14 protein-coding genes are annotated in these 11,754 nt (G+C 65.3%); all 14 read left to right on the plus strand.

Translation table 11 applies throughout. The features are described from left to right. The first annotated feature begins 284 nt into the window (after window positions 1–284). The 14 genes from ABZ342_RS44470 to ABZ342_RS44535 all read left to right on the plus strand — a co-directional run bounded on the left by ABZ342_RS44470 (window position 285) and on the right by ABZ342_RS44535 (window position 11,712). On the plus strand, window positions 285–725 hold the full coding sequence (locus ABZ342_RS44470; protein WP_360486808.1) for an AAA family ATPase: 441 nt from the start codon (window positions 285–287) through the stop codon (window positions 723–725). A gap of 459 nt (window positions 726–1,184) precedes the next feature. Beyond that, window positions 1,185–1,841 (plus strand): hypothetical protein, encoded by a 657-nt coding sequence (locus ABZ342_RS44475; protein ID WP_360486811.1) that lies wholly within the window; start codon window positions 1,185–1,187, stop codon window positions 1,839–1,841. Window positions 1,842–1,890: 49 nt separating this feature from the next. Continuing rightward, the gene (locus ABZ342_RS44480; protein WP_360486814.1) at window positions 1,891–3,306 is read left to right on the plus strand and encodes a hypothetical protein; all 1,416 of its coding nucleotides are present in this window, start codon (window positions 1,891–1,893) and stop codon (window positions 3,304–3,306) included. Between the two features lie 177 nt (window positions 3,307–3,483). Then, window positions 3,484–4,728 carry a phage portal protein gene (locus tag ABZ342_RS44485; RefSeq protein WP_360486817.1) on the plus strand — a complete coding sequence of 415 codons (1,245 nt, stop codon included), beginning with the start codon at window positions 3,484–3,486 and terminating at the stop codon, window positions 4,726–4,728. After that, a complete protein-coding gene (locus ABZ342_RS44490) occupies window positions 4,700–5,476 on the plus strand; it encodes an HK97 family phage prohead protease (protein ID WP_360486820.1) in 777 nt (258 codons plus the stop codon). Before ABZ342_RS44485 ends, ABZ342_RS44490 begins: the two co-directional genes overlap by 29 nt. Window positions 5,477–5,549: 73 nt before the next feature. Next, entirely contained in the window at window positions 5,550–6,800 is a 1,251-nt protein-coding gene (locus ABZ342_RS44495) for a phage major capsid protein (protein WP_360486823.1), read from the plus strand. A gap of 72 nt (window positions 6,801–6,872) precedes the next feature. Continuing rightward, window positions 6,873–7,127 (plus strand): hypothetical protein, encoded by a 255-nt coding sequence (locus ABZ342_RS44500; protein ID WP_360486826.1) that lies wholly within the window; start codon window positions 6,873–6,875, stop codon window positions 7,125–7,127. A gap of 26 nt (window positions 7,128–7,153) precedes the next feature. Then, window positions 7,154–8,038, plus strand: a complete 885-nt coding sequence (locus ABZ342_RS44505; protein ID WP_360486829.1) for a LamG-like jellyroll fold domain-containing protein — start codon at window positions 7,154–7,156, stop codon at window positions 8,036–8,038. A gap of 17 nt (window positions 8,039–8,055) precedes the next feature. Then, on the plus strand, window positions 8,056–8,721 hold the full coding sequence (locus ABZ342_RS44510) for a hypothetical protein (protein WP_360486832.1): 666 nt from the start codon (window positions 8,056–8,058) through the stop codon (window positions 8,719–8,721). A gap of 13 nt (window positions 8,722–8,734) precedes the next feature. After that, window positions 8,735–9,202: a hypothetical protein gene (locus ABZ342_RS44515; RefSeq protein WP_360486835.1), complete on the plus strand. Its 468-nt coding sequence runs from the start codon at window positions 8,735–8,737 to the stop codon at window positions 9,200–9,202. A gap of 385 nt (window positions 9,203–9,587) precedes the next feature. Beyond that, window positions 9,588–9,986, plus strand: a complete 399-nt coding sequence (locus tag ABZ342_RS44520; protein ID WP_360486838.1) for a hypothetical protein — start codon at window positions 9,588–9,590, stop codon at window positions 9,984–9,986. Window position 9,987: 1 nt separating this feature from the next. Continuing rightward, window positions 9,988–10,341, plus strand: a complete 354-nt coding sequence (locus tag ABZ342_RS44525; protein WP_360486841.1) for a hypothetical protein — start codon at window positions 9,988–9,990, stop codon at window positions 10,339–10,341. Between the two features lie 7 nt (window positions 10,342–10,348). Continuing rightward, entirely contained in the window at window positions 10,349–11,215 is an 867-nt protein-coding gene (locus tag ABZ342_RS44530) for a head-tail connector protein (protein WP_360486844.1), read from the plus strand. 29 nt (window positions 11,216–11,244) lie between these two features. Beyond that, window positions 11,245–11,712, plus strand: a complete 468-nt coding sequence (locus tag ABZ342_RS44535) for a hypothetical protein (protein ID WP_360486847.1) — start codon at window positions 11,245–11,247, stop codon at window positions 11,710–11,712. The last annotated feature ends 42 nt before the right edge of the window (window positions 11,713–11,754 follow it).

Raw genomic sequence — 11,754 nt, forward strand, 5'->3', positions numbered from 1 at the left:
CTCCGTCGTCGGTCACGAGGTAGTACCGGCGAGGTGGACGCCCCGCTGACTCTTCGGGAGTCTCCCAGCCGTCACTCAGCCAGCCGAGTTCGAGCATCTGGCGGAGGCGGGGGTACATCGCGCCTGAGCGCACGCCTGACTGCTTGGACAACTCGTAGCCCCAGTGTCGCTCGCGCGGTGCACTCAGCAGCGCTAAGGCCAGCTGGATGAGTGCGTATGTGGTCCGCATCGGCCTAGTTTGACATATGTCGTGGAAGCTCGCCAGTCTTGAAGGAAGAGGTCCCGTGCGCATCGTGGTCATCGCCGGCCCACCGTGCGCCGGCAAGACCACGCTAGCGTGGCAGGTCGCCGGCCCTGACGATGTAGTGCTGGACTTCGACGACATCGCCCGCGGCATGGGCTCGCCGGTGCAGTGGCTGCACCCCGAGCCGTACCGCACGCAGGGAGAGCTGGTCTTGCAGCAAGCGATCGCCGAGGCGCACGCGGCACAGGGCAGCGGCACGGCGTGGGTGCTGCGCACCGCGCCGCGTCCATCCTCCCGTGCCAGCCTGGCTGAGCTGTGGGGCGCCGACGTCTACGTGCTCGACCCGAGCGAGGCAGAGTGTCGTCGTCGAGCGCGAGGCCGGCCGACTGGCACCGGCTCGGCCATCAGCTCGTGGTACCACCGCTACCGGCCACGGCGCGGCGACCTCGACGCTGTTGACCTTGTGCATAGCCATGCATAATCATGTATGAAGTATCACGAGACGTCATGATCGAGACCGGCCAATGCCGATATACATGAGCACTTAGATCATGTAGATGCCCAGGTCAGAGCATGTGTCGATCACTAGCGATCTTGCTTTGCGTCCACATCGGATGATCGAAACAACCTCTGACCTGCGGATGTTGCTCGGTAACGGGGTAGGGGGGGGCAAAAGTGTGGATCTTGACCGTTGACCCGCTCCCACCGCAACGCTGTTTTTTCGAGAGAGTCGATCTCCGAAGCTAACGTTAGCCGCCGTTTCCGCTGTTCAACCTTTGATCGTCGATCATGCTCTAACTCAGCGTTGCGATCTTGCTGAACCGGTTCAGCTGCGTTCTTGCTGCTCAGCGAGCGCTGCGAGGTGCCGAAAAGCGCTCTCGCGGTTGCCGATCCGTGACCTCTGGCCGTGACGCGGCTATGCATATCTATACAGGTGATCATGGCTGACTCAGGCGCCCTCCGCGTCGCCCGCCACAAGGCGCACGCCGCCGGCGAGCACCACCTGTGCAAGCCGGAGAACTGTGACGCAGCCGCAGCAAACGCACAGGTAGACGGCACCGGCGCTGAACGTGCGCGGCGGTATCGCAAGCGTCGGAGGCTCCACAACTCCGGCGACCATTCCATGTGCCTTCCTGGCAGGTGCGCAGCCCTCGAGGGCGACGACGCCCGTGACGTCACGGACCCGGCTGACGTGATTCTAGGCGTCACGACCGACACGTCTCCGTCGTCACGCCTCGGGCCGCGTGGCGCCGAGCTCTGGGCCGCCGTGTGCGCCGGCTGGACGCCGTCAGCGCTCCACTCCGAACTCCTGCTCGAAGCCTGCCGGATTGTCGACAGGCTCGACAAGCTCGATCGACAGCTGCGCGGCGAGGACTGGCTTCACTTCCGGGCGCGCGCCGAGGACGAAGGCGAAGTCCACGTCTACATCGACAAAGCCCTGGCGGAGGCGCGCGAGCAAGAGCAGACGCTGAGGGCGCTGATTGTCGAGCTGGCGAAGGTGGCCGACCTGCAGCCGTCAGAGAAGAAGGGCGGTGGGGTCCTTGCCGGCCTCGCCGATGAACTCGCCGCTAAGAGGCGCAACCGCCCCGCGGGTTAGCGTCGCCCCGCCGTCTGTCGACTCCTACGGCAGCATTGCCTGCCGGCTCATGGCAGCCGCGGGCAAGCCGCTCGAGCAGTGGCAGCGCGACGCCATGCAGATCATGCTGTCCGTCCGCGAGGATGACAGGTGGGCGTGCTACGAGTACGCCGAGTGGGTAAGCCGGCAGTCCGGGAAGGGCGCGCTCGGGGAAGCACGCGTCCTGACCGGCTTCCTGGTCCTCGGTGAGCAGCTGATCATCTGGACCGCTCACGAGTACAAGACCAGCCACGAAGCCTTCCTGCGAATGCGGGCGCTTCTCCGTGCGCTGGGCACCTCGGTTTCCGAGAACCTGGTGATCGTCGACGGCGTCGAGATCAAGATTCACAACGGCAACGAAGAAGGCTTCGAACGCCTCGACACCGAGCAGCGCGTGAAGTTCATCGCGCGGTCGAAGTCGTCCGGCCGCGGCTTCTCGGGCGATTGCGTGATTATCGACGAGACGTTCGCCTACACGCCGGAGCAGGCCGAAGCGCTCGGCCCGACGATGATCGCGCGTCCGAACGCGCAGATCGTCTACCTGTCTTCGCCGCCGCTCAGCAGCGAAACCGGTCAGGTCATGTACAGCCTGCGGACGCGGGCTGAAAAGGGCGGAGATGGTGCCCTTGGCTACCGCGACTGGGGCCTGGCGGGCGACCTGGATGCTATCGACCGGATCAACCTGGACGACAGAAACCTGTGGGCACAGGCCGTGCCGGCACTCGGCGGCGGCCGGGTCACGATCGAGACAATCGATCGACTGCGGAAGATGCTGTCGCAGAACGGTGGCCGCGGTTTCGCACGCGAGGTTCTGGGGCTGTGGCCGAAGAAGCGCGAAGGCGGCGGCTTCATCGACCTGAAGCGTTGGCGCGAACTGGCCGACCCGGCGTCGCAGCGAGCTGGCAACGTCGCGATTGCCGTCGACATGTCCCCGAAGCGTGACTACGCCTGCATCAGCATGGTTGGCCGGCGGGAAGACGGGTTCAGGCACGCCCAGATCCTCGACTACAGGCCGGGTATCGATTGGCTGGTCGAGAAAATCGTCGAGTGGCGCGGGCTACTGCAGCCGGTCGTTGTGGCGATGGGGCCTGGCACCGGCCGGGCGTTGAAGGTTGAGCTCAAGAAACACGGGATCGAGCCGTCGGAAGACACTGACGAGCCTAAGCGTGGCGACCTGCTCATCCTGAGCGCCGGCGAGATGGGATCCTCGTGCGGGTTGTTGCTGCAGCAGGTCCGAGACGGACAGCTGCGCCACATTGGACAGGCCGAGCTCGACTCTTCCATCGAAGGCACGGCCGCCAAGGAAACCGGCGACAACCTGGTGTGGGTGCGAGGCAACTCCTCGGCCGACCCGTCGCCGACCGTTTCCCTTTCCATTGCCCTGTGGGGCTTCGACGCGCGCTCTCACCTGGTCGACCAGGCGGGCGAGCCGTTCCATATCTGGTGAGAATGAGGGGGCAGAGTTGAAGCGTGCGCTCCTCTTCGCGTCAGAAGTAGCAGCGGTCGCCGTCCTTGCTGTCGGTGTGGCACTTCTCAGCGTGCCCGCCGCACTGATCCTTGTCGGTGTCCTCGGGGTGGTTGCTTCCGAGCGGGCAACTTCGATTCACGATAAGGCGGCGAACAAGTGAGCCTTTTCGGCCTGTTCGACGGCGGTGAGCGCCGCGACAACATCCAGAACCCGGCAACTCCGCTGACGTCTGCGTCGCTTCTGGACCTACTCGGTGGCCAGATCGTCGAGGCCGGCGTCGCAGTCACCCCGACCGGGTCACTGGAGATGTCAGCCGTCTACCGCGCGGTCACCCTGATCTCCTCGGTTGCTGCGGCAATGCCGATGGTCGTGTACGCCAAGGGAACGAAAGACAAGCAGCAGTCGACACTGCTCGATGACCCGCATCCGGACTTGACGCCCTACGAGTTCTGGCGCCTCTCGTACGCACATCGATGCCTGTGGGGAAACTTCTACGCGCAGAAGCTTCGCGATGGCCTCGGCCAGATCAAGTACCTGTATCCACTGAAGCCGCACAGCGTGAAGGTGGGCAAGGCGAAGCCTATTGCCGCCAACCCTTCCGGCAAGGTCTTTGAGATCACGCTCGAGTCCGGCGAGACGGTCGTCCGCACGCCGCGGGAGATCCTGCACATCCCCGGCTTCGGCTACGACGGCGTAGCTGGAGTTTCGCCAATCAAGCTGGCCGCGCAGGGCATCGGTACCGCCCTGGCTGCAGAGCGCTACTCCGGCAAGCTGTTCGGCTCCGGCAACCTGATGTCCGGCATCCTGCAGACGGATCAACGTCTGCAGCAAGAGGACGCCGAGAAGCTACAGGCGCGCTGGAAGGCCAAGGTTTCCGGCCTGAACCGAGCTCACGAGACGGTTGTTCTCGACGCCGGCGCGAAGTTCCAGCAGCTGACCATGTCCATGGTGGACGCCGAACTGCTGGCCTCGCGGCACTTCGAGATCGTCGAGATCGGTCGGTTCTTCGGCGTCCCTCCGTTCCTGATGATGGAGACGGAGAAGACGACGTCGTGGGGGACCGGCCTCGAGCAGCAGTCGCTCGGTTTCGTCCGCTATGACCTGCATCCGCAGTGGCTGGCGCCGACCGAGCAGCGGATCTCGAAAGAGCTAACCGGCACGGACACCGAGGTTCGCTACAACCTCGACTCCCTGCTGCGCGGCGATACCGCGGCGCGCACCCAGTTCTACCAGATGATGCGCATGGTTGGCGCCTTCAGCGCGAATGACATCCGCGACCGCGAAGACCTGCCGCCGATCGCGGACGGCAACAGCTACTTGCAGCCGGCGAACATGTGGCCGCTGGGCTATACGCCGCCCGATGGAGGAAACAATGGCTCTCCGAAGCCTTCAGGCGACTGAGGAACGTCGCCATCTCGGCATTGCCAGCGCCGGCGTCGGTATCCGAGAGGCGAGCGACGGCAAGCCCGCTCTTTTCTACGGTCACGCGGCGGTGTTCAACAAGAGGGCCGCGATCGGAAACCCGCTGACATGGGGCTTCTACGAGCAACTGGCCGAAGGCGCATTTACGAAGACGCTCAGCGAGTGCGACGCGCGCTTCCTGATCGACCACGACTCTTCGATGGTCGTGGCCCGAATGTCCGCCGGGAATCTCCGCCTGAGTCAGGATTCGGTCGGCCTCGCGGTCGATTCCGATCTCGACATGCGGCTGTCCTATGTGTCCGACCTGTCGGTGAATCTTGAGATCAAGAACATCACCGGCATGTCCTTCGGCTTCTACGTCGTCAAAGACCAGTGGGACATCGAAGAGGTCGAGCTGTCCACTGGGGACACGGCCGAAGTCGAGGTTCGCACGATCCTCGAGGTTCGACTACTTGAGGTGTCCGCGGTGACCTTCCCCGCGTACGAAGAGACTGACGCCGGGCTTCGCGCCTTGGCGTTCCGCAGCGACCGCGCTGCGATTGAAAGGCGACTGCCGCACTTGCCGGCGGCCGCCAAGCTGCTCGCAGACATCGATTCCGAGCCGGGCGAGACCACTCGGGATAGCGGCGACAAGACCGAGCCGGCTGAGACCACTCGGAACAGCGTCGCGCTCCTGAAGCTGCGAACGAAGGCGACGGGGTCACTCTACGGCCTCGGACGCAACTGAATTCAACCCCCAAATCACGAAGCCCCCGCTAACCCGGGGGCTTTTTCGTGTGCCCGGAAAGAGACGGAAACACATGAGCAACATTGCTCGGCTCATCGAAGAGCGCAAGAAGGCATGGGACCGCTGCAACGAAATCCTGAGTCGCGCCGAGGGCGAGAACCGCGACCTTACCGCGGAAGAGCGTCAGAACTGGGATGCCGCTGACGCCCGCGTCGGCGAGCTCTCCGCGGACATCGAGCGCCACGAGCGGACCGCCAAGTACGGCGAGGTCGACTTCGGCCAGGTGCTCGACGAGAAGCGTTCCGGCGCCCCCGAGGGCGACGCCGAGGCCAACGAGAAGCGCTACGAAGGCGCGTTCTCGAGCTTCCTGCGGCGCGGCATGTCCGACGTGACTCCCGAAGAGCGCAGCCTGCTTTCCCAGCGGATGGAGATGCTTTCTCCGGAGCAGCGGGCGCAGTCGACGACCGGTTCTGCGGGTGGTTACACCATTCCGCCGGGCTTCCTGGTCCGTATCACCGAGACGCTGAAGGCGTTCGGCGGCATCATGAACGCGGCCGAGGTCATCACTACCGACACCGGCAACGGCATCCAGTGGCCGACCTTCGACGGCACCGCCCAGGCCGGTCAGATCCTCGGTGAGAACACCGCGGAGACGGCGCTGGACCTGGCGTTCGGACAGAAGACTCTGGGTGCGTTCACCTACAGCTCGCGTGTCGTGCAGGTCTCCCTGCAGCTGGCGCAGGACTCGGCGTTCAACCTGGACGAGTTCGTCGCCCGTCAGCTGGGCATCCGGATCGGCCGCGCGGTGGCGCCCCACCTGGCCACCGGCACCGGCTCCGGCCAGCCGGAGGGGCTGTTCACCAACGCGACCACCGGCAAGACCGGCACCACCGGCCAGACCACTTCGGTCATCTACGACGACCTGATCGACCTGATCCACTCGGTCGACCCGGCGTACCGCGCCGGCGGCAACTGCCAGTTCGTCCTGGCGGACAGCTCGCTGAAGGTCATCCGGAAGCTGAAGGACTCGCAGGGCCGCCCGCTGTGGGAGCCGTCGCTTCAGGCCGGCGCCCCGGACACCATCCTCGGCTACGGCTACGTGGTCGACCAGGGTGTCGCGGCGATGGCCGCGAACGCCAAGTCGATCGGCTTCGGTGACCTTCGTTCGGCGTACGTCGTCCGCCAGGTCACCGGCGGTCAGATGCTGCGGCTGGCGGAGCGCTACGCCGAGGCGCTGCAGGTCGGCTACCTGGCCTTCCTGCGCCTGGACGCCAAGCCGAACGACACTGCCGCATTCCGCGTGTACATCAACTCGGCAACGTAGTCCATTGTGGACGATGCGAAGTGTCGGCTACGGCTGGCACTTCGCATCATCCCGCTTACTGGAGTTATCTGAATGCCAACCGTACGAATTTTGCAGTCCGTCGCGGGCCTGAATTTCTCCTGGGTTGCAGGCGACGAGATCGAGATGACCGACGAGAAAGCCGCCGCCTGGAATGACGGCGTCCGGGGCGAGCTTGTCGAGACCGGACGGCCCGCGCCGCCGGAAACCCCGGAAGTCGTCGAGGTTCCCGAACGGGCCGTCGCCGAGGTACCGGAAACCCCGGAAGCTCCGCGTCGTCGCGGCCCCGGCCGCCCGCGCAGATCCTGACCTTTCAGAGATGGTGGTGACCTGCTGTGGCTCTTGACCTCGCGGCCAGTTTCGATGAGGCCGGCAGCACCGTCGTCGACTACGCCAACGGCCTGAATTTCCCGATGACCTCGAGCATCACGCGTGTCGCCGGCCATGGAAGCGGCAACGCCGTCCAGGCCAGCGGGGCGACACCGGTTCCTATGTCGGACTGCGGCGTCGCGGACCAGCGCGGCGTGATGGCCTGGGTGAAAGGCGACCTGTCCGAGGACGCCTGGATCGTCGAGTGGCATTGCGATTCGACGGACACGGGCGCCTGGGGGATCCTCAGCCTGCAGGGCGACATTGTCGTCCAGGCCGAAAACGGCAGCACGCAGGCCCGGGCGTCCGCGCCGTGGGACGACACCACTGACTGGCATCACGTCGCCGGCACGTTTGACGGCGCGATGGTCTGCCTCTACATCGACGGTGAGCTTGTCGACTGCACTCCGCTGACCGGGCCGATCCGGACGGACAGCAACCCGCCGACGCTACTCGGCCGGGGCGACACCCCGGCTGTCGACGACCTGCGGGTGTACAGCCACTGCCCGGACCGGCAATCGGTGAACGCCGCGAAAGACGCGATCGTCGTGGCCGACGACTTCTCCAGCTCGGCGACGCTCGCGGTGGACGCTGACTTCATCAGCCGCGTGACCGCGGCGACCGCGCATTACGCGCTCTCTGTGGCGGCCGCATTCCTGGCTGGCGACCAGTCCAACGGCGCCGACAAAATCAGGTTCCAGCTGGCGCGCAGCGTTTTGCTGGAACCGGAGGCATACGGCGCCAAGTTCGCCTGGGCTATCGCAGCTGACGCGGGCGTCGACCGAACTGTCGATGACGCGTCGATCTCCGAGAAGGTCGCGGCCGCATGGCCGGTGTTCGCCGGACTATAACCCCTGATTGGTCTCGCATGGCTCTTGAAGGTGCGTACAGCTTCGACACCGACGGCACCGACTACAGCGGTAACGGGCGAACGCTGATCCTTTCCGGAACTAACGGTGTCATCACCGCCGGTGGCCACACCGGCAGCGCACTTGGCAAGAACGGCGCGACCATGCCCGTCTTCCCCGGCTCCCTGCTGACCGCGACGCAGTCCGACGACCGCTGTGTCATGTTCTGGGCTACCGGCAACCTAACGACCTGGTGGGTGCGCTGGGAGAAGGACGCCATCGGTTCCGGCACGTGGGGCGTCCTGAACATCTCCGGATCGATGGCCATCCAAGCCCGCCGCGCTTCAGACGACTCCCTGCTGACCCGTCCGACTGGCACGCAGCCTGGGGCGACGCCGCACCACTACGCGGCGACCTACACCCGGTCCACAGGGGTTTGCAGGCTGCTGGTTGACGGCGTCCAGACCGGCACGCAGTCGTTTACCGCGGGCACGCAGCTCACGACGAACGCTGATCGCATCAACATCGCCGAGTGGTCGACGACTGGTCCGGCGATCGACGATCTCCGGTTCTTCTCGCACGTACCGACGGATCCCGAGATCTCGGCGTACATGAACACGCCGGTGACTGCGCCGGCCCCAGCTATCCCGATCTTCACCATCTCGCCGTACGGCGGTTTCCACTGAAAGAGGTTGTTCAATGGCGCGTTATTCGGCGCAGGCAAAGTCGTCGGCGGCGCTGGCCGTCGACACCGGTTTCGCGTGGCTGCAGGCGGCATCGGGCAACGGCTTCAAGCTTCGGCGGGTGACCCTGGGCGTGGTCGCCGGGACGTCGGTCCCGACCAGCCAGCAGCTGACGGTCGGCATCAACCGTGTGACCACCGCGGGCACCACGCCCGGTGGCGGCATGACTCCGAACAAGCTGGACCCGAACTCGGCCGCGGCCGGCTCGACGTTCAAGACCACGTACGGCACGCCGCCGACCACGACTTCGGACGACCTGTTTCGGGTGTCCTTCAACAGCCAGTCGGGGGTCGACCTGCCGTGGGAACAGCTTGAGGAGCTGATCGTGGCGGCCGGCACCGCGAACGGTCTGGTGTTCATCAACCGCGACAACGCTCTTCCCGCCTCTCACTCGTACGTGATTTCGGTCGAGTTCGAGGAATGATCCACATCTAGCGCGGGAGTAAGCGATGAGCAGGCGCTGGCGGAGTCTTCCCACAACGATCCGCCGGCGCCGTTTCGATCCGCCATGGACGGTCGCCCCGCCGGTGTCGCCCGCATTCGTTCCGCGCTCGATTCGCCCTGCTGCGCGCCGGACTGTGGTGAGTTCACGGCGCGGCGACTTCTTCGACGTCCCGCGAGTTCCGCAGCGACCACCGGCCGCAATGCTCGCGCCAGCTCTCCGTGCACAGCTGGCGCGGTCGCGACGTGGCGTGTTCTTTGCGCCGCCCGTCGCGGCGTCAGCGACCGCGCCAGCTGTGCTGCGGCAGTCTCGGCGACCGGGATTACCTTCGCTGCGCCGTGGCGACTTCACGGTTCCGCCGTGGACCGTGCAGGCGTCACCGGCAGTCCAGGCGCTACCGCCGCGCCTGATCCGCCAGCGCCCCAACCGAAGCCTGCTCATCAGGCGCGGCGACTTCCAAATCGTTCCGCTCGTCGGCGCTTCTCCTGCGCAGCCCCCCGCGTTTCCGCCCCGGATGCTGCGACAGTCGCGACGGCCGGCGCTGGTCGTCCGCCGCGGCGACTTCATGCCGCTGCCGCTGGTCGGCGCAGCTCCGACGCCGTCTACCGGCTTCATCTGTCAGGACTTCAGCGGTACGACGTTCATCGAGTCCTACGGCGGCACGCTCACCGTCGCCGCTTACGCGGGCACGGTGGCGATCGACGCGTTCAGCGGCTCCATCACAGTCGACTCTTACGGCGGCGCTGCCGCGAATTGCGGTAGGTGACATGGCTCAAAAAGTCGATATCACGCTGAATGAAAACAACGACGAAAACGTCAACTGTGCGCTGACAACCAACAACCCGACCGCCGGAACAACGCTTGATCTGACCGGCATGACGCTCGAGGCTTTCCTGAAGCCGTCGAAGTCGTCGCTGGATACGGACGGCGCAGTCTGGAAGGGCACCTCGAGCCCAGCGGCCGGCGTGACCGTCACGAACGCCGTTGGCGGACTGGTCACGGTGTCTTTCCCGGCGTCTGCGATCGATACCACGAAAACGTGGTGGCGGATCGACGTCATCAGTTCCGGCGGCAAACGGAAAACCGCGCTGTACGGGACTGTCACGGTAAACGACCTGTAGGAGAGACATGGCCATCGATCTCGGTGACGTGTATCGCTGCAGCTGGCAGAACAAGTCACCGTCTGGCGGCCTGGTGAACGCCGACACGGTCACGCTGACGATTATCCGGCCGGACGACACACAGGTCGTGCAGACGGTCGCGCCGCTGACGACCGGCAACTACCAATCCGACTTCACGACCGCGCAGCCTGGCCGCCATGTCGCACAGTGGCGCGGTACTGGCACAAACCCGGGCGCCTATGTCGAGATCTTCGACGTACGGACACTGACGCCGCTCTACCTGATCTCTCTGGCGGAGATGCGCGACCAGCTGAAGATCACGGCTGGCACGTCCGATGACGAAGCACTCAGGCGCTACATCGAGGCGGCGACCACAGCTGTCGAGCGCATCCGTGGCGAGGTCGCGGTGAAGCGGTCCTTCACCGAAGAGCACCGGTTCCCGGACTACTTCCGCGGCTCCGGCCAGGTCGACCCGGCAATGACCCTGGATCGCTCGGGGGCGCCGCGGCAGATGGCCCTGAATCACTGGCCGATCGTCTCGCTGACCAGCGTGGCACGCGTTGACGGCACGATGACGTGGGACACGAGCCTACTGCACGCCGAGGCGAACACGGGCGTCGTTGACGTCATCACCGGCCCGGAGTTCTCCGGGCAGATCACGGTGACCTACGTCGCCGGCTACCAGGTCGTACCGAGCGAATTCGCTCTCGCGGCCGGGTTCATCGTCGAGCACTTGTGGCAGACCCGTCGCGGCGGCCGCGGTGCTCCGGCGCCGGGCGGCATGGGGACCACCCAGATTCCCGGCATCGGCTTCGCCGTACCCAACCAGGCCGTCGAAGTCCTCGGCGGCCCCGGAATCCCGGGATTCGCGTAATGGCCACGGAGACCCGATACCCGGCCGCGGTGGACGCCATCGTGGCCGCGCTGACTACGGCATTCAACGGTCAGGAAGTCCGCGTGTGGGACGGTCCGGTCGCGAGCGGCGACTACGCCAACGCGGTCTACATCGGATACGACGCAGACCCGGAAGCCGCCGAGTTCATCGCAGCGAACGGCTTGCAGCAGTGGGACGGCCTGGGCGCCAAGAAGCGCGCCGAAGAGCTCGACATTGTGTGTGCCGTGCTTGTCGACTTCGTCGAGAGCGACACGAACTCTTGGAAGGCGACGCGCGACACCGTGTTCGGCATCTTCGACACGGTTGGCCAGACACTGCGAGCTAACCCAAGTCTCGGTCAGCCGCCGCCGTTCGTCGCTGAGATCGCAAATTCGCGGTATTCGCAGGAATTCGCGGAACTGCAAGTTGGCGAAAGTATCGCCGTGAAGCCGCAGGGTCGCATCGTTTTCACCGTGCACATCAAGACCCGCGTGTAACCGGTTAATTCAACCGCATTCTAGGAGCGGCATCGTCATGCC

Origin of the sequence: Amycolatopsis sp. NPDC005961 (assembly GCF_040629235.1) — a bacterium.
Lineage (GTDB): Bacteria > Actinomycetota > Actinomycetes > Mycobacteriales > Pseudonocardiaceae > Amycolatopsis > Amycolatopsis camponoti.

Coding starts and splice junctions, on each gene's coding strand:
- ABZ342_RS44480 (WP_360486814.1), top strand. CDS start 1,891: ATGGCAGCCGCGGGCAAGCCGCTCGAGCAGTGGCAGCGCGACGCCATG.
- ABZ342_RS44495 (WP_360486823.1), top strand. CDS start 5,550: ATGAGCAACATTGCTCGGCTCATCGAAGAGCGCAAGAAGGCATGGGAC.
- ABZ342_RS44500 (WP_360486826.1), top strand. CDS start 6,873: ATGCCAACCGTACGAATTTTGCAGTCCGTCGCGGGCCTGAATTTCTCC.
- ABZ342_RS44490 (WP_360486820.1), top strand. CDS start 4,700: ATGGCTCTCCGAAGCCTTCAGGCGACTGAGGAACGTCGCCATCTCGGC.
- ABZ342_RS44510 (WP_360486832.1), top strand. CDS start 8,056: ATGGCTCTTGAAGGTGCGTACAGCTTCGACACCGACGGCACCGACTAC.
- ABZ342_RS44525 (WP_360486841.1), top strand. CDS start 9,988: ATGGCTCAAAAAGTCGATATCACGCTGAATGAAAACAACGACGAAAAC.
- ABZ342_RS44530 (WP_360486844.1), top strand. CDS start 10,349: ATGGCCATCGATCTCGGTGACGTGTATCGCTGCAGCTGGCAGAACAAG.
- ABZ342_RS44515 (WP_360486835.1), top strand. CDS start 8,735: ATGGCGCGTTATTCGGCGCAGGCAAAGTCGTCGGCGGCGCTGGCCGTC.
- ABZ342_RS44475 (WP_360486811.1), top strand. CDS start 1,185: ATGGCTGACTCAGGCGCCCTCCGCGTCGCCCGCCACAAGGCGCACGCC.